This is a genomic window from Streptomyces sp. NPDC059989 (genome assembly GCF_042736975.1).
In the GTDB taxonomy this organism is placed as follows: Bacteria; Actinomycetota; Actinomycetes; order Streptomycetales; family Streptomycetaceae; genus Streptomyces.
Window position 1 is genome coordinate 82,221 of record NZ_JBHWUO010000026.1, and the last position, 19,873, is coordinate 102,093.

Annotated in this window: 20 protein-coding genes and 1 pseudogene; 15 read left to right on the forward strand and 6 right to left on the reverse strand. The window is 72.0% G+C overall.

Annotated elements, in window-relative coordinates:
- Positions 1-69: 69 nt before the first annotated feature.
- The 13 genes from ACFWBN_RS23505 (at position 70) to ACFWBN_RS23565 (ending at position 11,630) form a co-directional block, all read left to right on the forward strand.
- Positions 70-1,332: a GAF domain-containing protein gene (locus ACFWBN_RS23505; protein ID WP_385178893.1), complete on the forward strand. Its 1,263-nt coding sequence runs from the start codon at positions 70-72 to the stop codon at positions 1,330-1,332.
- 5 nt (positions 1,333-1,337) lie between these two features.
- On the forward strand, positions 1,338-1,901 hold the full coding sequence (locus tag ACFWBN_RS23510; RefSeq protein WP_385178864.1) for a GNAT family N-acetyltransferase: 564 nt from the start codon (positions 1,338-1,340) through the stop codon (positions 1,899-1,901).
- Positions 1,902-2,057: 156 nt separating this feature from the next.
- Positions 2,058-2,141: a putative leader peptide gene (locus tag ACFWBN_RS23515; protein ID WP_312847410.1), complete on the forward strand. Its 84-nt coding sequence runs from the start codon at positions 2,058-2,060 to the stop codon at positions 2,139-2,141.
- A gap of 215 nt (positions 2,142-2,356) precedes the next feature.
- Complete coding sequence (locus tag ACFWBN_RS23520) at positions 2,357-4,063, forward strand: nitrite/sulfite reductase (RefSeq protein WP_385178865.1); 1,707 nt, start codon at positions 2,357-2,359, stop codon at positions 4,061-4,063.
- Positions 4,060-4,239, forward strand: coding sequence for a hypothetical protein (locus ACFWBN_RS23525; RefSeq protein ID WP_053785636.1), 180 nt, complete (start codon positions 4,060-4,062; stop codon positions 4,237-4,239). The genes ACFWBN_RS23520 and ACFWBN_RS23525 overlap by 4 nt, the downstream gene beginning before the upstream one ends.
- Positions 4,236-4,934, forward strand: coding sequence for a phosphoadenylyl-sulfate reductase (locus ACFWBN_RS23530; protein WP_385178866.1), 699 nt, complete (start codon positions 4,236-4,238; stop codon positions 4,932-4,934). Before ACFWBN_RS23525 ends, ACFWBN_RS23530 begins: the two co-directional genes overlap by 4 nt.
- 35 nt (positions 4,935-4,969) lie before the next feature.
- Positions 4,970-5,515, forward strand: a complete 546-nt coding sequence (gene cysC / locus ACFWBN_RS23535; RefSeq protein WP_385178867.1) for an adenylyl-sulfate kinase — start codon at positions 4,970-4,972, stop codon at positions 5,513-5,515.
- Positions 5,512-6,450, forward strand: coding sequence for a sulfate adenylyltransferase subunit CysD (cysD, locus tag ACFWBN_RS23540; RefSeq protein WP_385178868.1), 939 nt, complete (start codon positions 5,512-5,514; stop codon positions 6,448-6,450). Before cysC ends, cysD begins: the two co-directional genes overlap by 4 nt.
- A 2-nt stretch (positions 6,451-6,452) precedes the next feature.
- A complete protein-coding gene (locus ACFWBN_RS23545; protein ID WP_385178869.1) occupies positions 6,453-7,793 on the forward strand; it encodes a sulfate adenylyltransferase subunit 1 in 1,341 nt (446 codons plus the stop codon).
- A 230-nt stretch (positions 7,794-8,023) separates the two neighbouring features.
- A complete protein-coding gene (locus ACFWBN_RS23550) occupies positions 8,024-9,142 on the forward strand; it encodes an aliphatic sulfonate ABC transporter substrate-binding protein (protein ID WP_385178894.1) in 1,119 nt (372 codons plus the stop codon).
- 34 nt (positions 9,143-9,176) lie between these two features.
- Positions 9,177-9,974 (forward strand): ABC transporter ATP-binding protein, encoded by a 798-nt coding sequence (locus tag ACFWBN_RS23555; RefSeq protein WP_385178870.1) that lies wholly within the window; start codon positions 9,177-9,179, stop codon positions 9,972-9,974.
- Positions 9,961-10,863, forward strand: coding sequence for an ABC transporter permease (locus ACFWBN_RS23560; protein ID WP_385178871.1), 903 nt, complete (start codon positions 9,961-9,963; stop codon positions 10,861-10,863). The genes ACFWBN_RS23555 and ACFWBN_RS23560 overlap by 14 nt, the downstream gene beginning before the upstream one ends.
- A gap of 5 nt (positions 10,864-10,868) precedes the next feature.
- Positions 10,869-11,630: a sirohydrochlorin chelatase gene (locus ACFWBN_RS23565; RefSeq protein WP_385178872.1), complete on the forward strand. Its 762-nt coding sequence runs from the start codon at positions 10,869-10,871 to the stop codon at positions 11,628-11,630.
- A 199-nt stretch (positions 11,631-11,829) separates the two neighbouring features.
- Here ACFWBN_RS23565 and ACFWBN_RS23570 read toward each other — a convergent pair whose 3' ends face one another.
- Complete coding sequence (locus tag ACFWBN_RS23570; RefSeq protein WP_385178873.1) at positions 11,830-12,843, reverse strand: ketopantoate reductase family protein; 1,014 nt, start codon at positions 12,841-12,843, stop codon at positions 11,830-11,832.
- A gap of 44 nt (positions 12,844-12,887) precedes the next feature.
- On the opposite strand from ACFWBN_RS23570, the gene ACFWBN_RS23575 reads away from it, so the two are divergent.
- Positions 12,888-13,730, forward strand: coding sequence for an aldo/keto reductase (locus ACFWBN_RS23575; RefSeq protein ID WP_385178874.1), 843 nt, complete (start codon positions 12,888-12,890; stop codon positions 13,728-13,730).
- Between the two features lie 225 nt (positions 13,731-13,955).
- On the opposite strand, the gene ACFWBN_RS23580 is transcribed toward ACFWBN_RS23575, so the two are convergent.
- The 5 genes and pseudogenes from ACFWBN_RS23580 to ACFWBN_RS23600 all read right to left on the reverse strand — a co-directional run bounded on the left by ACFWBN_RS23580 (position 13,956) and on the right by ACFWBN_RS23600 (position 18,931).
- Complete coding sequence (locus ACFWBN_RS23580; RefSeq protein ID WP_385178875.1) at positions 13,956-14,540, reverse strand: DUF1697 domain-containing protein; 585 nt, start codon at positions 14,538-14,540, stop codon at positions 13,956-13,958.
- Positions 14,541-14,560: 20 nt separating this feature from the next.
- Positions 14,561-15,798 (reverse strand): annotated as a pseudogene (gene mgt / locus ACFWBN_RS23585) (macrolide-inactivating glycosyltransferase).
- Positions 15,799-15,819: 21 nt separating this feature from the next.
- Entirely contained in the window at positions 15,820-17,124 is a 1,305-nt protein-coding gene (locus ACFWBN_RS23590; protein ID WP_385178876.1) for an ABC transporter substrate-binding protein, read from the reverse strand.
- Entirely contained in the window at positions 17,124-17,969 is an 846-nt protein-coding gene (locus ACFWBN_RS23595) for a carbohydrate ABC transporter permease (protein ID WP_385178877.1), read from the reverse strand. Before ACFWBN_RS23595 ends, ACFWBN_RS23590 begins: the two co-directional genes overlap by 1 nt.
- A complete protein-coding gene (locus tag ACFWBN_RS23600) occupies positions 17,966-18,931 on the reverse strand; it encodes a carbohydrate ABC transporter permease (protein ID WP_385178878.1) in 966 nt (321 codons plus the stop codon). The genes ACFWBN_RS23595 and ACFWBN_RS23600 overlap by 4 nt, the downstream gene beginning before the upstream one ends.
- An 89-nt stretch (positions 18,932-19,020) precedes the next feature.
- Between ACFWBN_RS23600 and ACFWBN_RS23605 the strand changes: the two genes are divergently transcribed.
- The gene (locus ACFWBN_RS23605) at positions 19,021-19,872 is read left to right on the forward strand and encodes a phosphotransferase enzyme family protein (RefSeq protein ID WP_385178879.1); all 852 of its coding nucleotides are present in this window, start codon (positions 19,021-19,023) and stop codon (positions 19,870-19,872) included.
- Position 19,873: the final 1 nt, after the last annotated feature.

The following is a 19,873-nucleotide window of genomic DNA, read 5'->3' on the forward strand; positions in this document are numbered from 1 at the left end:
AGTTCGCACGGGGAGGTTCTGGTGGCCAAATCCGCAGGCAGCGCGGTAGACGTGGCGCGCATCTCGGCCATGGACGCGCGGGAGGCTGCGCGTCTGCTCAAGGGAGTACGGGCGGCCGCGCTGGCCGGGGACCGGCCGCCGGCCGCGCCGCGCCCGGAGATCGCCGAGTCCTGGCGCCGGATGATGGCGGGCGGGGTCCATCCGGACCGGGACGCGCGCTCACGGATGCTGTCGGCCGCCGAGACCGAGGAGCGGCGGCACGTCTCGGCACTGCGGGAGATCCTTCCGGTGCTGCGGGAGGGGCTGCTTCCGGCGCTGGACGAGGCCCTGCACATCATGGTCGTCGCCGACGCCGACGGGCGGCTGCTGTGGCGGGAGGGCCACTCCTCGATCCTGCGCAAGGCGGACCGGCTCGGCTTCGCGGTGGGGGCCGACTGGGACGAGGCCGTGGTCGGCACGAACGGGGTGGGCACCGCGCTGGTGACCCGGCGGCCCGTCCAGGTGTTCTCGGCGGAGCACTTCGTCTCCAGCCACCACGACTGGACCTGCGCGGGGGCGCCCGTACGGGACCCGCGGGACGGGCAGCTGCTGGGCGTGGTCGACGTCAGCGGGCCGCTGGCCACCATGCACCCGGCGACCCTGGCCTGGGTGAGCTCGGTGGCCCGGCTCGCGGAGCGGGAGCTGCGCATCCGGCACCTGGAGTCGCTGGAGCGGCTGCGGACGGTGGCGGCCCCGCTGCTGGCGCGGCTGCCGGGGCGGGCCGTCGCGGTGGACCCCAACGGCTGGATCGCGGCCGTCACGGGCCTGGCCCCCGTGGACCGCGTCCCGCTGCCGAAGTCCTTCGGGCCGGGCCGGGTGTGGGTGCCGCAGCTCGGGGAGTGCGCGGTGGAGCCGCTGCCGGGCGGCTGGCTGCTGCGGATCGCGCAGGACCGCACGAGTACGGGGGTGACGCGGGTCGTCCTCGACCTCAGCCGGGCCGGATCCTGGACGGTGACGGTGTACGGGGCCGCCGGGAGCTGGTCCCAGGAGCTGAGCCCGCGCCACGCGGAGCTGCTGTTCCTGCTGGCGGAGAGCCCGCGGGGGCGCTCGGCGGCGGAGCTGGCCGCCGAGCTGTTCGGGGATCCGACGCGCACGGTGACGATCCGGGCGGAGCTGTCGCGCGTACGCCGCCACCTTGCGGGCGTCCTGACCCACCGGCCGTACCGCTTCGCGGAGGACGTGGAGGTGGAGCTGATCCGTCCGCAGGACCCGGCGGGGCTGCTCCCCCACTCCACCGCCCCCGCGGTGATCAGGGCCCGCCTGGGCCGTTCGGGGTCCGGCGTGATTCCCTGACGTGCATGAGCACCATCACACTCACCACCTGGTCCCTGGAAATGACCTCTCCGACGGACCTCATACCGGCGACTCCCCCGGGCCCCGAGATCACCATCGCCCGGGCGGAGGTCCCCTCCCCCGAATTCAGCCGCTTCCTCTACGCCTCGGTCGGCGGTGACATCCACTGGACGGACCGGCTGTCCCTGACCCGCGCGCAGTGGGTGGAGCAGCTGGGGCGGCCGGGCGTGGAGACGTGGGTGGCGTACGACCGGGGCACGCCGGCGGGGTACGTGGAGTTCGACCCGCAGGACGACGGTGTGGTGGAGATCATCTACTTCGGCCTGCTGCCGGACTTCCGGGGCCGGCGGATCGGCGGGCACCTGCTGTCGGTGGGCATCGCCCGGGCATGGGACCTCGCGTCGCGCTGGCCGGGGCGTGAGGCGACGCGGCGCGTGTGGCTCCACACGTGCAGCCAGGACGGTCCGACGGCGATGGACAACTACCTGCGGCGGGGCTTCAAGGTCTTCAAGACGGAAACGGAGCCGAAGGAGTCCGCCCCGACCCCCGGCCCCTGGCCGGGCGCGTAACCCTCCGGGCGGGCCGCCGGCTCCCGGGGCTCCGCCCCGGACCCGGCGGGGGCTCCGGAGGTGACCCCGATCACGCCATCCCACGATCCGGGACGAGTTCGTCCGCATTGTGGACAGTAGTGGACTCCTCCAATCGGCACATGACACGCTTCCGCCATGAATGGAGCTGGAATTGCCTTGGTGAGTCGGCGGCACGTCGACCTCGGCCGCATGTCCAGCGCCATCTGTCCGGCTCGCTGACGGAACCAGCAACCGCCGCACATCGCCACAATCCCGGCATCGTCGCCGTGGAAGTGTCGATCATCGCAGTCCCCTGAAGGCCGAATACCGCCCTGTCCGCCGGCCACCCCGGCAAAGGCGCGGCGATCAGCCACACCCGCTCAGTCGCCCAGGGGTCACGCCGCCGCACCCCTCCCTTGCCCCTGCCCTGAGCCGCCGAAGAAGGACGTACCGCCATGGCCGCCACCCCCGAAACGCCCGCAGCCGCCCCCGCAGCCGCCGCGCGCCGCAAGACCGGCCGTCACCGCGGTGAGGGTCAGTGGGCCGTCGGACACCACACGCCCCTCAACGGCAACGAGCAGTTCAAAAAGGACGACGACGGTCTCAATGTGCGGACACGCATCGAGAACATCTACTCCAAGACGGGCTTCGACTCGATCGACCCGAACGACCTCCGCGGCCGTATGCGCTGGTGGGGTCTCTACACCCAGCGCAAGCCCGGGATCGACGGCGGCAAGACCGCGATCCTGGAGCCGGAGGAGCTGGACGACAAGTACTTCATGCTGCGCGTCCGCATCGACGGCGGCCGGCTGACCACCGAGCAGCTCCGCGTCATCGGCGAGATCTCCGAGGAGTTCGCGCGCGGCACGGCCGACCTCACCGACCGGCAGAACGTGCAGTACCACTGGATCCGGATCGAGGACGTCCCCGAGATCTGGCGCCGGCTCGAAGCCGTCGGGCTGTCGACCACCGAGGCCTGCGGTGACACGCCCCGCGTCATCCTCGGTTCGCCCGTGGCCGGCATCGCCCAGGACGAGATCATCGACGGCACGCCCGCCATCGACGAGATCTACCGCCGCATCGTCGGCAACCCGGACTTCTCGAACCTGCCCCGCAAGTTCAAGTCCGCGATCTCCGGCTCGCCGCTGCTCGACGTGGCGCACGAGATCAACGACATCGCCTTCGTGGGCGTGAACCACCCCGAGCACGGGCCCGGCTTCGACGTCTGGGTCGGCGGCGGTCTGTCCACCAACCCCAAGCTCGGTGTCCGCCTCGGCACCTGGGTCTCGCTCGACGAGGTCCCGGACGTGTACGAGGGCGTCATCTCGATCTTCCGCGACTACGGCTACCGCCGGCTGCGCACCCGCGCCCGCCTGAAGTTCCTCGTCGCCGACTGGGGCCCGGCCAAGTTCCGCCAGGTCCTGGAGGACGAGTACCTGAAGCGGAAGCTGACCGACGGCCCCGCGCCCGAGCAGCCCAGCGGCCAGTGGCGCGACCACGTCGGCGTCCACCAGCAGCAGGACGGCAAGTTCTACGTCGGCTTCGCGCCCCGCGTGGGCCGCGTGGACGGCGCCACCCTCACCAAGATCGCGGACGTGGCCTCGCAGCACGGCTCCGGCCGCCTGCGCACCACCGCCGAGCAGAAGATGATCGTCCTCGACATCGAGGCCGACCAGGTGGACTCCGTCGTGGCCGCCCTGGAGGCGCTGGACCTGCGGGTCAAGCCGTCCCCGTTCCGCCGCGGCACGATGGCCTGCACCGGCATCGAGTTCTGCAAGCTGGCCATCGTCGAGACCAAGGCGCGCGGCGCCTCGCTGATCGACGAGCTGGAGCGCCGCCTGCCGGAGTTCGCCGAGCCGCTGACCATCAACATCAACGGCTGCCCGAACGCCTGCGCCCGTATCCAGGTGGCGGACATCGGTCTCAAGGGCCAGCTGGTCCTGGACGACGACGGCAACCAGGTGGAGGGCTACCAGGTCCACCTGGGCGGCGCCCTCGGCCTGGAGGCCGGTTTCGGCCGCAAGGTCCGCGGCCTCAAGGTCACCTCGGCCGGTCTGCCCGACTACGTCGAGCGGGTCGTCACGCGCTTCGAGGAGCAGCGTGAGGACGGGGAGCGCTTCGCCGCCTGGGTCGGGCGCGCCAAGGACGAGGATCTGTCGTGAGCGAGCGCGCCGCACCGTTCTACTGCCCGTACTGCGGCGACGAGGACCTGTTTCCGAATGAAACAGGCCACGGCGCCTGGGAATGCAGGGCCTGCAACCGAGCCTTCCAGCTGAAGTACCTCGGGCTGCTGGCCCGGGGCGTTCAGTCGAACACCGCTGGAGGGGACGAGATATGACCACCACTCAAGACGTGAGTCTCAAAGCCGTGGCCGAGCAGGCGGGCCGGGACCTCGAGGACGCCTCCGCGCTGGAGATCCTCACCTGGGCGGCCGAGACCTTCGGCGAGAAGTTCTGTGTCACCTCGTCCATGGAGGACGCGGTCGTCGCCCACCTGGCGTCCCGCGCCTTCCCCGGCGTGGACGTGGTCTTCCTCGACACCGGCTACCACTTCGAGGAGACCATCGGCACCCGCGACGCGGTCGAGGCCGTGATGGACGTCAACGTCATCACGCTCACCCCGCGCCAGACGGTGGCCGAGCAGGACGCGGAGTACGGCCCCAAGCTGCACGACCGCGACCCCGACCTGTGCTGCGCGCTGCGCAAGGTCAAGCCCCTCGAAGAGGGCCTGACCTCGTACGACGCGTGGGCGACGGGCCTGCGCCGCGACGAGTCCCCGACCCGGGCGAACACCCCGGTGGTCGGCTGGGACGAGAAGCGGCAGAAGGTCAAGATCTCGCCGATCGCCCGCTGGACGCAGGACGACGTGGACGCCTACGTCGCCGAGCACGGCGTGCTCACCAACCCGCTGCTGATGGACGGCTACGCCTCCGTCGGATGTGCCCCGTGCACGCGCCGTGTGGCGGAGGGCGAGGACGCCCGCGCCGGCCGGTGGGCCGGGCGGGGCAAGACCGAGTGCGGACTGCACGGCTGATGACGGACAGCAAAGAACCTACGGAGACTGAGCAGATGAGCGTGAGCGACCAGGGCGCCACCGTGTGGCTGACCGGGCTGCCGAGCGCGGGCAAGACCACCATCGCCTACGCGCTGGCCGACCGGCTGCGCGCCGAGGGCCACCGCGTGGAGGTCCTCGACGGCGACGAGATCCGCGAGTTCCTCTCCGCCGGCCTCGGTTTCAGCCGCGAGGACCGGCACACGAACGTGCAGCGGATCGGCTTCGTCGCCGAACTCCTCGCGAGCAACGGCGTCAAGGCGCTGGTGCCGGTGATCGCGCCGTTCGGGGACAGCCGTGAGGCCGTCCGCAAGCGGCACGCGGCCGCCGAGACGAACTACCTCGAAGTGCACGTGGCCACCCCGGTCGAGGTGTGCTCCGAGCGTGACGTGAAGGGCCTGTACGCCAAGCAGGCGGCGGGCGAGATCTCCGGTCTGACCGGGGTCGACGACCCGTACGAGGCGCCGGAGTCCCCGGACCTCCGTATCGAGTCGCACACGCAGACCGTGCAGGAGTCGGCTTCGGCCCTGCACGCGCTGCTCACCGAGAGGGGTCTGGCATGACGACGACCGTCGCACACGTCCACGACGAGACGGACGCTCCCTACGCGCTGTCGCACCTCGACGCCCTCGAGTCCGAGGCCGTGCACATCTTCCGCGAGGTGGCGGGCGAGTTCGAGAAGCCGGTGATCCTCTTCTCCGGCGGCAAGGACTCCATCGTCATGCTGCACCTGGCGCTGAAGGCGTTCGCGCCGGCGCCGGTGCCCTTCACGCTGCTGCACGTCGACACGGGCCACAACTTCCCCGAGGTGCTGGAGTACCGCGACCGCACCGTCGAGAAGCACGGACTGCGCCTGCACGTGGCGTCCGTCCAGGACTACATCGACGCGGGCAAGCTGCGCGAACGCCCGGACGGCACCCGCAACCCGCTGCAGACCGTCCCGCTGACCGAGGCGATCCAGCAGCTCAAGTTCGACGCCGTCTTCGGCGGCGGCCGCCGCGACGAGGAGAAGGCCCGCGCCAAGGAGCGGGTGTTCAGCCTCCGCGACGAGTTCTCCCAGTGGGACCCGCGCCGCCAGCGCCCCGAGCTGTGGCAGCTCTACAACGGCCGCCACGCGCCCGGCGAGCACGTGCGCGTCTTCCCGCTCTCGAACTGGACCGAGCTGGACGTCTGGCAGTACATCGCCCGCGAGGGCATCGAGCTGCCGGAGATCTACTTCGCCCACGAGCGCGAGGTCTTCCAGCGCAACGGCATGTGGCTGACGGCCGGCGAGTGGGGCGGCGCCAAGGAGGGCGAGGTCCCCGAGACCCGCCTGATCCGCTACCGCACCGTCGGTGACATGTCCTGCACCGGCGCCGTCGACTCCGACGCCGCCACGCTGGACGCCGTGATCGCCGAGATCGCCGTCTCCCGCCTCACCGAGCGGGGTGCCACCCGCGCCGACGACAAGATGTCCGAGGCCGCGATGGAAGACCGCAAGCGCGAAGGGTACTTCTAGACATGACCAGCACCACCGAGCAGTTCGCCGATCTGTCGGCGACCACCCTGCTGCGCTTCGCGACCGCCGGTTCCGTCGACGACGGCAAGTCCACCCTGGTGGGCCGGCTGCTGCACGACTCCAAGTCGGTCCTGACCGACCAGATGGAGGCCGTCGAGGCCGTCTCGGCCCAGCGCGGCCAGGAGGCCCCCGACCTCGCGCTGCTCACCGACGGCCTGCGGGCCGAGCGGGAGCAGGGCATCACCATCGACGTCGCGTACCGCTACTTCGCCACCGCGCGCCGCCGGTTCATCCTCGCGGACACCCCGGGGCACGTGCAGTACACGCGGAACATGGTCACCGGCGCCTCCACCGCCGACCTGGCCGTGGTCCTGGTCGACGCCCGCAACGGCGTGATCGAGCAGACCCGCCGGCACGCGGCCGTCGCCGCGCTGCTGCGCGTCCCGCACGTGGTGCTGGCCGTCAACAAGATGGACCTGGTGGGCTACGAGGAGAAGGTCTTCGCGGCCATCGCCGAGGAGTTCACCGCGTACGCCTCCGACCTGGGCGTCCCGGAGATCACCGCGATCCCGATCTCGGCCCTGGCCGGGGACAACGTGGTCGAGCCCTCCGCCAACATGGACTGGTACGGCGGCCCGACGGTGCTGGAGCACCTGGAGACCGTCCCGGTCAGCCACGACCTCACCGCCTGCCCGGCGCGCTTCCCGGTGCAGTACGTGATCCGTCCGCAGTCCGCGGAGCACCCCGACTACCGCGGCTACGCGGGCCAGATCGCCTCCGGCGTGCTGCGCGTCGGCGAGGCCGTGACCGTGCTGCCCTCGGGCCGTACGAGCACCATCGTGGGCATCGACGCGCTCGGCGAGAGCGTCGACATCGCCTGGGCCCCGCAGTCGGTGACCCTGCGCCTGGCGGACGACATCGACATCTCGCGCGGCGACCTGATCGCGCCGTCCGCGAGCGCGCCGGCCACCACGCAGGACGTCGAGGCGACGGTCTGCCACGTGGCGGACCAGCCCCTGGCCGTCGGCGCCCGGGTGCTGATCAAGCACACGACGCGCACGGTCAAGGCGATCGTCAAGGAGATCCCCTCGCGGCTGACCCTCGACGACCTATCCCAGCACCCGAACCCCGGGCAGCTCGTGGCCAACGACATCGGCCGCGTGGTCGTCCGTACCGCCGAGCCGCTCGCGCTCGACGCGTACGCCGACTCCCGCCGCACCGGGTCCTTCCTGCTGATCGACCCGGCCGACGGAACCACCCTCGCGGCGGGCATGGCCGGAGAGTCCTTCGCCTCCAAGGCGGAGACCACCGTCCAGGCGGATGAAGAAGGGTGGGACTTCTAGATCATGCTTGCCGACATCTACTCCACCTTCGCGAAGGAGGGCGGCCGCGTAGGCAGCGGCGCCCTCGGCAGCGGCCAGGGAGGGGTGGGGCGATGTGCGCGATGACGTACGCGCACTGCCTGCGCGCCCACACCCCCCACGAGCCGTATCCGCCCTTGCTCCACAGACGAAGACGTGCGTCATGAGATGACCGCGTCACGAGAGGAAGTCCTCCCGTGCCTGCCACCGGTATCGCCACCACCCGTAAGACCCTGCGCCGCGGCGTTGTCGCCGCCGCCGCCCTGCCGCTCCTGATCGGTGCGCTCGCCTCCTGCGGCTACGGCTCCGAGGCCGACAAGCCCGAGGACAAGAAGGCCAACGCCGCCTCGACCGACGGCGCGAAGCTCTCCGCCTCCGAGGTCCGCATCGGGTACTTCCCGAACCTGACGCACGCCACCGCCCTGGTCGGCCTCCAGGAGGGCCTGATCCAGAAGGAACTGGGCGCCACCGCGATCAAGCCGCAGTCCTTCAACGCCGGCCCGTCCGAGATCGAAGCCCTCAACGGCGGCTCTCTCGACATCGGCTTCATCGGCCCCTCGCCGTCGATCAACGGCTACGTGAAGTCCAAGGGCTCCAACCTGAAGATCATCTCCGGCTCCGCCTCCGGCGGCGTCAAGCTCGTCGTGAACCCGGACAAGATCAAGACCCTGGACGACCTCAAGGGCAAGAAGATCGCCACCCCCCAGAAGGGGAACACGCAGGACGTCGCGTTCCTCAACTGGATCTCCGAGAAGGGCTGGACGGTCGACCCCGAGTCCGGCAAGGGCGACGTCTCCGTCGTCCGCACCGACAACAAGGTCACCCCCGACGCCTTCAAGCAGGGCTCCATCGACGGCGCCTGGGTTCCGGAGCCCACGGCCTCCAAGCTCGTCTCCGACGGCGGCTCCGTCCTCCTCGACGAGACTGCCCTGTGGCCCGACAAGAAGTTCGTGATCACGAACATCATCGTGTCGCAGAAGTTCCTCAAGGAGCACCCGGACGTGGTCGAGGCCGTGCTCAAGGGCACGGTGAAGACCAACGAGTGGATCAACGCCAACCCGGACAAGGCCAAGGCCTCCGCCAACGCCAAGCTGGAGGCCGAGGGCGGCAAGCCGCTCGACGCGAAGATCATCGACCCGGCGTGGACGAGCATCCTCGTCACCGACGACCCGCTGGCCGACACGCTGAAGAAGCAGGCCGACTACGCCGTCAAGGCCAAGCTCATCGAGCAGCCCGACCTGACCGGCATCTACGACCTGACGCTCCTGAACAAGGTCCTGAAGGCCGCCGGCAAGCCCGAGGTCTCCGACGCCGGCCTCGGCACCAAGTAATCCCGCAACCCAGCAATCCCAGGAGGTGACGACCATGGCCACCACGCTTGCCAAGGCTGCCGAGGGCACCGTAGCGGAGCAGCACGCGCACGCCGCGCGCATCGAGCACGTATCGAAGTCCTTCTCCGGCCCGGCCGGATCGCAGCTCGTCCTGGACGACATCAGTCTCGATGTCGCTCCCGGAGAGTTCGTCACCATCCTGGGTGCGTCGGGGTGTGGAAAGTCCACCCTGCTGAACCTGGTCGCGGGCCTGGACAAGCCGTCCGCGGGGTCCATCGAGACCCCCGGCGGCCGTCCGGCGCTCATGTTCCAGGAGCACGCCCTCTTCCCGTGGCTGACCGCGGGCAAGAACATCGAACTCGCCCTGCGCCTGCGCGGGGTGGCCAAGGCCGACCGCAGGCCGGAGGCCGAGCGGCTGCTGGAGCTGGTCCGGCTCGGCGGCGCGTACGGCAAGCGCGTGCACGAGCTGTCGGGCGGCATGCGCCAGCGCGTGGCGCTGGCCCGGGCGCTCGCCCAGGACAGCCGGCTGCTGCTGATGGACGAGCCGTTCGCGGCGCTCGACGCCATCACGCGTGACGTGCTGCACGGCGAACTCACGCGCATCTGGGCCGAGACGGGGCTCTCCGTCCTCTTCGTCACGCACAACGTCCGCGAGGCCGTGCGGCTCGCCGAGCGCGTGGTCCTGCTCTCCTCGCGGCCCGGCCGGGTCGCGAAGGAATGGACCGTGGACATCCCGCAGCCGCGCCGCATCGAGGACGCGGACGTCGCGGAGCTGTCCCTTGAGATCACTGAACACCTGCGTGGGGAGATCCGCCGCCATGGCCAGCACTGACACCACCCCGAAGGTCACGGCCAAGGGCAAGACCGACGACCTTGCGGGCCTGGAGGCCGGCCTGGACGCCCTCGACGCCGTCGAGACCCACCGCACCCCGGTCCGCGAGGTCCTCGTCAAGAAGGTCCTGCCGCCGTTCCTGGCCGTGGGCCTCGTGCTCCTGGTCTGGCAGATCCTCGTCGCGGCGAAGGTCACCGAGGAGACCAAGCTGCCGGCGCTGTCCGCCGTGTGGGACAGCCTGTCCGACATGTGGCTCAAGGGCACCCTGCTGGAGGTCGTCTGGACCAGCGTCTCGCGCGGTCTGCTCGGCTTCCTGCTGGCCCTGGCCATCGGCACCCCGCTGGGCCTGCTGGTCGCCCGGGTGAAGTTCGTCCGCGCCGCGATCGGCCCGATCCTCCAGGGCCTCCAGTCGCTGCCGTCGGTGGCCTGGGTGCCCCCGGCCGTGCTCTGGTTCGGCCTCAACGACGCGATGATGTACACGGTGATCCTGCTGGGCGCCGTCCCGTCCATCGCCAACGGCCTCGTCTCCGGCATCGACCAGATCCCGCCGCTCTACCTGCGGGCGGGCCGCACCCTGGGCGCCACCGGCCTGAGCGGGGCCCGGCACATCGTCATGCCGGCCGCCCTGCCGGGCTACCTGGCCGGTCTGAAGCAGGGCTGGGCCTTCTCCTGGCGCTCGCTGATGGCCGCCGAGATCATCGCCAGCTCCCCCGATCTGGGCCTCGGCCTGGGCCAGCTGCTGGAGAACGGCCGCAACAACATCGACCTGCCGGGCGTGTTCCTCGCGATCATCCTGATCCTGGTCGTCGGCATCGCGATCGACCTGCTGGTCTTCAGCCCGGTCGAGCGGTGGGTGCTGCGCAGCCGCGGCCTGCTGGTCAAGAGCTGATCGCCATGTCCTCCGCACCCGCACTCCTGGTCATCGCCCACGGCAGCCGCGACCCGCGGCACGCCGCGACCGTGCACGCCCTCACCCGGCGGGTGCGGGCGCTGCGGCCCGGGGTGCGGGTGGAGACGGCCTTCCTGGACTTCAACACCCCGTCGGTGGGCAAGGTCCTGTCCTCGCTCTACCTGTCGGGCGTGCGCGAGGTCGTGGCCCTCCCGCTCCTGCTCACCCGGGCCTTCCACGCGAAGTCCGACATCCCGGCGGCGCTGGCCGAGTCGACGGCCCGGCTGCCGGGGCTCTCGGTGCGGGTGGCCGATGTCCTCGGGCCGTCCCCGCTCCTGCTCTCGGCCCTCGAACTCCGGCTGGCCGAGGCCGGAATCACCCCGGCGGACCGTGCCACCACCGCGGTGGTGCTCACGTCCGCCGGATCCACAGACCCGGAGGCGATCGCAGCGATCGCTGAAACCGCGCGGGAGTGGCGGCACACCGGTTGGTGCGCCGTGCGGCCTGCGTTCGCCTCCGCTGCCCTTCCCCGTACGGAGGACGCCGTACGGGCCCTGCGCGCCGAGGGCTTCGCCCGGGTGGCGGTGGCCCCCTACGTCATAGCCCCCGGCCGGCTGCCGGACCGCATCGCGGCGGGCGCCGAGGCGGCGGGCGCGGATGTCGTCGCCGATGTCCTGGGCGCGGCCCCGGAGCTGGCCCGCCTCCTGCTGCGCCGCTACGACTCCGCCGCCCAGGCCCGGGCCCTGCTCCCGGCCCTGACGGCCTGACCGACCACCTCCGGCCGCGGCGTCGCGCCCTGGGGCTCCGCCCCAGACCCCGCGCCTCAAACGCCGGCGGGGCTGGCTGTGGCCGATGCCGCCTGTTCGGCAGGCGTTCTCGCCGGGCAATTCCAGCCTCGCCTGGGAGCCCCTCCCAGCGGTAGCTGGGGGAGTTTGAGGCGCGGGGCACGGGGCGGAGCCCCGGTCTTCAAGCCGCGCGGGCCGCGGCCTCGTCGGCCAGGGCCGTGAGGTCCTCGATGGACATGGCGCCCGGAGGCAGGCCTTCGCGGGCGAAGATGTTCGCGGCGTGCCGCAGGACGTCGTTGACCGGGGTCGGGACCCCGTGCAGACGGCCCAGCAGGCAGATCTCCCCGTTGAGGTAGTCCGCCTCCACCGAGCCCGTGCCGCGCGCAAGGCTCTGCCAGGAGGAGCCGCCACGGATGCCCGGCGGCTGGTTCACCTTGCCGTCCCGCGCAGCGGACTGCTCGGCCTCCGAGGCGTACGCGATGCCCGCCGCAGCGAAGGCCGCCTTCGCCTCGGCTACGGCCCGCCCCATCAGCGCCGCCTTCGCGGCATCCGGCTCCGGACCCGTCGTCGCCTGGATCGCGTTGCCCAGGTTCCCCAGCAGCTTCGCGTACTTCCACCGCATCACGTCGCCGACCACCGGCGCCTCGAAGCCGGCCTTCCCGAGGTCCGCCGCGACGGCCCGGGCCAGTGCGTCCGTGCCGCCCGCGGCCGGGCCCAGGTGCAGGATGCCGGTGCGCGGCGCGCACAGCGCGGAGACCACTCCCGGCTCCAGGAAGGTGGCGGGCAGCCATACGCACACCCCGTACACGCGCGCGAAGCGCCGTAGCGCCAGCCGCTCGCTCTCCACGCCGTTCTGCGCGCACAGCACCGGCAGCCGCTGCGCCGCCGTCCCGCCGCCCGCGACCTCCGCGTCGCCCCACGCGTCGAGCGCGGCGATCGCGTCCTGGGTCTTCACGGCCAGCAGCAGGACGTCGTCCGGCCTCAGTTCGCCCAGTTCGGCCAGTTCGGCCGGTCCGGTGACCACGGGCAGCCGGTGTACGCGCTCCCCGTCCGCCGTCGTGAGCCGCAGCCCGCCGGCCCGCAGGGCCTCCGCGTGCGCGCCGCGCGCGACGAGGACGACCTCGCCGCCCGCCTCCGCGAGCCGTCCGCCGATGGTGGCGCCGACCGCGCCCGCGCCGATGATGATGTACCGCATGCCATGAGCCTGGCACATCCGGCGCCTTGCGTTACGGTCGGGGCATGGTGGAACGGATATTCAACCTGGGTGGGGACCTGCCGGTGCGGCGGCTCGGATTCGGTACGGGCGGGCTCGTCGGTCCGGGCTACTGGGGTCCGCGCGGCGGGCGGGCGGAGGCCCGGGAGCTGTTGCGCACGGCGGTGGAGCTCGGGGTCACCCTCATCGACACGGCCGACAACTACGGCCCCGACGTGGCCGAGGAGCTGATCGCCGACGCCCTGCACCCGTACGGGGAGCAGTTGGTCGTCGCCACCAAGGGCGGGGTGGTGCGCACCGGCCCCGACCTGTGGCACGTGGCGGGCCGTCCGGAGCAGCTGCGGGAGATGTGCGAGGCGAGCCTGCGGCGGCTGCGGGTGGAGCGCATCGACCTGTACCAGCTGCACCGCTTCGATCCGTCGGTGCCGATGGCCGAACAGCTCGGCGCGCTCGCGGAGTTGCGGGCGGAGGGCAAGATCCGGCACATCGGGCTGGACACCGTCACCGCGGAGCAGCTGCGGCTCGCGCTGGAGTCGGTCCCGATCGCCTCGGTCCAGAACGCGTACAACCTGCTGGAGCGCGGCTCGGCGGAGGTGCTCGCGCTGTGCGAGGAGCACGGGATCGCCTTCCTCCCGTACTACCCGCTGGGCAGCGGGTCCCTGACCCGGGAGAGCGCGGCCGCCGTCACCGCGGTCGCCGCGGCGCACGGTGCGGGGACGGGCCAGATCGCGCTGGCGTGGCTGCTGCACCACTCCCCGGTCCTGTGCCCCACGCCGGGCACCGGTTCCGCCGTCCATCTGGCGGAGAACCTGGAGGCGGCGAAGATCCACCTGTCGCCGACCGAGCTGGCGGTGCTGGACGCCCTTTAGGGGGTGTCCCGGGTTGATCCGATCGGTCGGATCGCCGGTGGGTCGTGCCGGGACGTCCCGGGCGGCGGCAGAGGCGGGGCTATCGGTGAAATCGCATGACGGTGCAGGGCATGTACTTCGGCATCCTCAACCCGGGCCCTCCCCCTCGTTCGACAACGCGATCACGGGCGGCACCGGGAAGTGCTCGATGACCGGCTGGGCGCGGGCGGTCTCGAAGCGTTCGGGTCAGATCGCCCCCGTCCCCCCGCCCGTCAGCTCGACGAGCCTGGCGACGGTGTTCCAGTTGCGGGTGGTCGCGTCGATGCCCTTGGTCACGGCGGGCTTCGCCAGGGCTTCGCCCAGTTTGGAGCGGCCCAGGCCGTCGGGCGCGTAGAGGTAGAGGACGCGGTCGCCGAGCCGGTACTCCTCCGGGAGGTACGCGGCCCGGTCGATCGCGACGAAGCGCTCCGCGCCGGGCTGTTCGGAGAAGAAGGTGGCGTGGAGCTGCTTGCCCTCCAGCTCGGCGGCCGGGAAGGGGCAGGCCTCGGCGACGGCGCGCAGGTAGGGGCCGTCGACGACCAGGCACGGCACCCGGAAGCCGAAGTGGGCCTCGATGGCCGCCTCCAGCTCCCGGGCGAGTGCCACGGGGTCCTGCTTCGCGCTGCTGAAGACGGCGTTGCCGCTCTGCAGGTACGTCTGTACGTCGCCGTGCCCGAGCCCCTCCAGCACGGAGCGCAGCTCCGCCATGGGGACCTTCTTGCTCCCGCCGACATTGATGCCGCGCAGCAGCGCCGCGTACGTCGTCGCCTTGGTCTCCGCCTTCTTCGTCATGGGGGAAGCCTAAGGACCGGCTATGACAGTTCGGCCTCGATGAGGTCGGCGGCCTGCCGTGTGCCGCCCTCGGTGGCCATGTCCGCGCGGGCGGCCGCGCAGCGGGCCGCGACCTCGGGGTCGGACACGAGGGCGAGGACCGCCTCCCGGAGGGTCGCGGCGTCGGCGTCCGCCATCGGGACGTGCCGGGCCACGCCGAGGGAGACCAGCATGTCGGCGTTGCCGAACTGGTCGACGGCCTGCGGGACCGCGACCATGGGCGTGCCGGTGGCGAGGCCCTCCTGGCTGCCGCCTGCGCCCGCGTGGGTGATGAAGGCGTCGGCCTGGCGCAGGATGTCCAGCTGGGGAACCCAGCGGCGGACCTCGACATTGGCGGGGACGGCGCCCAGCTCGGCCTCGTCGGTGAACTTGCCGATCTGCAGGACCACGTACCAGTCGGGCAGGTCCCCGAAGGCCTCCACGCAGGCGCGGTAGAAGGCGGGCTGCTTGGTGAAGGCGGAGCCCAGGGAGACCAGCAGCACCTTCTTGCCCTCGGCGGAGGCGGGCCGCTCCCAGGTGCCCTGGGTGGCGCTGCGGTCGCCCTGGCAGGCTCCGACGAAGGTGTGCACGGACCGGTCGACGCGGTCGGCGTGCGGCTGGAGCGCCTCGGGGATCAGGACGAGGCTGCGGCGCGGGAGGCTCTGGAGGCGTTCGATCCGGCCGTCGAGGCCGTTCTCGATGAGCCAGTCGGTGAACCGGGCGTAGTAGGCACGCCCGCGCTCGGAGGACTTCAGCCCGGCGAACATCGGCTCGGCCACCTCCTCCTCATAGCCCTCCCAGGCGACCAGGTTCGGGGAGAGGGAGACGGCGGGGACGCCCCAGCGGTGGGCGAGGACGGGCGCCGGGTAGGAGGTGATGTCGTGGATGACGAGATCGGGCTCGTCGCCCTCGAAGGCGGCCGCGAGCTGCGGGAGGACCTGGACGGCGTCGTTCAGGAAGGGCTCCAGGTTGTCGATGAGCTCGGTGCCCCAGGCCTCCGGGTCGTCGTCGGTGGGGAGGATGGAGCGGTAGATCACCGGTGTGGCACCGGTCTCCGCGACCTTTTCGGCAAAGGAGGCGGGGATGGCGTAGCTGACGCGGTGGCCCCGGGCGACGAGTTCCCGGATCACTTCGATGCTCGGGTTCACGTGCCCGTGGGCGGCGATGGAGAACATGGCGATGTGTGCGGGCTTGGCTGAGGTCATGCACCGACCCTAACGAGACGATACGTCTCGTGCAACGTTCTTTTCTGCCCTTCCCCTTACCTCTGGTACCGGGCCAGCACCCGGTTCCCGTCCCCCACCAGGCGTTTCTCCACCTCCGCGAGGTCGATGGCGCCGCTGTAGAACTCCTGCAGGGCCGGGGTCGCGACCTTGTCCTTCCACTCCGGATAGCCGCGCACGGACTGGGCCGGCGCTGGGCGCAGCGCGCCCGCCAGCGCCACGCCCGTGGCCCAGCCGAGCTCGGGGGTGCGCAGGGCGGGATCGGCGAGCGCCTGCGTACCGGTGGGCAGCATCCAGTCGCCGCGGGCGAGGCGGACCATGTTGGCCGGGCGCAGCAGGAAGTCGACGAAGGCCGCCGCCTCCTTCTTGTACGGGCTGTCCTGCGCGATGGAGAGGGTCTGCGGGCTGACCCCCTGCGCCGGGCCGTCCGCCCCGGCCGGGGGCGGCAGCACCTGCCAGGCGAAGCCGGGCGGGGCCTGGCGGACGATCTGCTGGCGGTAGGAGAAGCCGAGCGGCACCATCGCGTACCGGCCGCCGAAGAAGCCGGGCAGGGTGTCGGAGCCGCCCATTCCGAGGGTGGTCCGGGAGGCGCTGTGGTCGGTGTCGATCTGGGCCCGGATGGTGGCGGGGACGACGGCGTCGCCCTCGGCCCAGCGCAGGACGGCCTTCCCGTCGGCCTCACGGTGGAAGAGCCGGCCGCCCGCGGAGAGGCCGAGGTTGAGGGTGGCCGAGACGGGGTCCTTGAGCGGCCAGGCCACTCCGTACCGGCCCTCCGCGGTGAGCCGCCGGGCGGCTTCGCGGAACTCCTCCCAGCTCCAGGGGGCTTCGGGGGTGGGGATGCGGACCCCGGAGTCGCGCAGCAGCGCGGTGTTGGCCATCAGGACCCGGGGTTCCTGGAGGAAGGGGACCCCGTAGATCCCGTCGCCGAAGGTGGTGGTCTCCCAACTGCGGGCCGGGATGTCGGCCTTGAGGCGGTCGGAGAGCAGCGGGCGCAGATCGGCGAGGTAGCCGCCGTAGGCGAAGTCGGCGAGGTCGTCGGAGGCGTCGTGGATGACGTCCGGGGCTTCGCCGCCCTCGAAGGAGGTCAGGAGCTGGTCGTGGACGCTGTTCCAGCTGCCCTGGACGTACTGGACCTGGACGTCGGGGTGGGTGGCGTTCCATTCCGCAACCAGGGCCTTGTTGGCGTCGACGGACTCCTTCTGCCAGGCCAGCGACTGGAAGCGGATCCGCACCGTCCCGCCGGCGCCGGCTTCGGCGCCGCCGTCGCCGTCGCCGGAGCAGCCCGCGAGCAGCAGCGCGGCGGCCGTGACGGCGGCGGCCAGGGCCCTGCGGACGGCGGCCATCAGCTCTTCACCGCGCCCGCCAGCATGCCTCCGGCGATCCGCTTCTGGATGACCGAGAAGACCACCAGGGAGGGAAGGGTCGCCAGGAACGCGGCGGCGGCGAGCGGGCCGAGATCGGCGGCCCCCTCCGCGCCCAGGAAGTGGGTCAGGACGACTGGCAAGGTCTGCTGCTCCGGGGTCTTGAGCAGGACGAGGGCGAAGAAGAACTCGTTCCAGGCGGTGATGAAGGCGAAGAGCGCGGTGGCCGTGATCCCCGGCGCCAGCAGGGGCGCGATCACCGAGACGAGGGTGCGCAGCCGCCCGGCCCCGTCCATCGCCGCCGCCTCCTCCAGCTCCGGCGGGACCGCCCGGACGTAGCCGACCAGCATCCACAGCGCGAACGGCAGCGACCAGACCACGTAGACCAGGATCAGGCCCGGCACCGAGTTGACGAGGTGGAGGTTCTTCAGCACCAGGAACAGCGGGATGATCACCAGCACGAAGGGGAAGGCCTGGCTGACGACGACCCAGCCGGTGGCGGCGGTGGACAGGCGGCCCCGCTTGCGGGCGAGGACGAAAGCGGTCGGGGTGGCGAGGAGGACCGCGATCACGGCGGCGCACAGCGCGGCGATCAGGCTGTTGAACGCGGCCTGCAGCAGCGGCTGTTCGGCGAAGGCCTGGCGGAAGTTGGAGAGGGTCGGTTCCTTCGGGATCCAGGTGGGGTGCAGGCTGCCGAGCTCGCGCGCGGGCTTGAAGGCGGTGGAGACCAGCCACAGGAACGGGAACGCCAGGAAGACCAGATAGGCGGCGAGCGCTGTGTACTGGGCGGCCCGGCCGGCCCGGGCCGCGCGGCGGGGTGTGGTCATCGGGCATCGCCTCCCCTGAGCCGGCCGGCCAGGTACACGGCGAGGAGGACCGAGATCACGGCGACCATCACGCAGCCCATGGCGGCCGCGTAACCGAACTGGCCGTAGCGGAAGGCCTCCTCGTACGCGAAGAGCATGGGCAGCCGCGTGCGGCCGCCGGGCCCGCCGTTGGTCAGTACGTAGACCAGGGCGAAGGAGTTGAAGTTCCAAATGAAATTCAGGGCGCTGATGGACAGGGCCACCGGCCGGATCGCGGGCCAGGTCACCGTCAGGAAGCGGCGCCAGGCGCCGGCGCCGTCGAGGGCGGCGGCCTCGTGCAGTTCGTGCGGGGTGTTCTGGAGGCCGGCCAGCAGGGCGACCGTGGTCTGCGGCATGCCCGCCCAGATGCCCACCACGACGACGGCGGGCAGGGCGGTGGCGAGCCCGCTGAGCCAGTCGGTGTCCCCGGCGAGGCCGAGGCCGGACAGGGTCTCGTTGAGCACCCCCGCGTCGGGGTGGTAGACGAGCCTCCACATGATGCCGACGACCACCTCGGGCATGGCCCACGGGATGATCGCGAGCGACCGGGCCAGCCAGCGGAAGCGGAGGTTCTGGTTGAGCAGCAGGGCGAGGCCGAGGGCCAGCAGGAACTGCGGGACGGTGACCCCGACCGCCCACAGCAGGCCGATCCGGAAGGACTCCCAGAAGAGCCGGTCGTGCAGCAGGTCCTGGAAGTTGAGGAGCCCGACCCACTGGGTGGGGGCGGTGCGGCCGGACTGCGCGTCGGTGAAGGCGAGGGCGATCCCGTAGAGCAGCGGTCCGACGCTGAGCAGCAGGATGGGGATGAGCGCGGGCAGGACCAGGAACCAGGCTCCGTGATCGGCCCGGCGGTCGGAGGCGGCCCGGCGATCGGGAGCGGATCGGCGGACGGGGGTGGCGGCAGCGGTCGCCTTCACCACGTTCACCCCCTTCCCTGCGGTCATCGTGCGCAGGGCCTGATGGCGCGTCAAGGTGGTCCGCACCCGGATGGGAGACTTGGCGCATTCACGACGATCCGGATCCGGAGAACGACATGGACGAGGCGCGGGCCAGGGACGTACTGGCGGCCGTCGGCGTGGGCGGCGGCGCGGAGCTGCTGGCCCTGGGCGAGAACGCGGTCTTCGCGGTCGGCGGGCTGGTGGTGAAGGTGGGCCGGGAGGCGGCGCTGCTGGAGCGGGCCGAGCGGGAGCTCGCGGTGGCGAGCTGGTTCGCCGAGTCCGGGGTCCCGGCCGTCCGCGCGGCCGAGCCGGAGCCGCGGCTGGTGGCCGGGCACCCGGTGACCCTGTGGCACCGGCTCCCGGACGCGGTGCGCCCGGCGGGGCCCGCGGACCTCGCGGTGCTGCTGCGCCGGATCCACGCCCTGCCCGCGCCTCCCTTCCCGCTGGCCGCGCGGGACCTGCTGGGCGGTGTCGAACGCTGGCTCCGGCTGGCCGGCGACGCCGTCGACCCGGCGGACGCGGCGTACCTGCGGGCCCGCCGCGACGCCTACGCCGGCGAGGTGGCCGGGCTCGTTCCGCACCTGCCTCCGGGCCCGATCCACGGTGACGCCCTGCCCCGCAACGTGCACGTCGGCCCGGAGGGTCCGGTCCTGGTCGACCTGGAGACCGTCTCCGCCGACCTGCGCGAGCACGACCTGGTGGTGATGGCCCTGTCCCGCGACCGGTACGGGCTGCCCGCCGATTCCTACGAGGCGTTCACGGCCGCCTACGGGTGGGACGTGCGCGACTGGGAGGGCTGCGCGGTCCTGCGCGGCGCCCGCGAGACGGCCAGCTGCGCCTGGGTCGCCCAGCACGCGCCCACCAACCCGAAGGCGCTGGCCGAATTCCGCCGCCGCGTGGACTCCTTGCGGGAGAACGCGCCGGAGGTCCGCTGGCACCCCTTCTGAG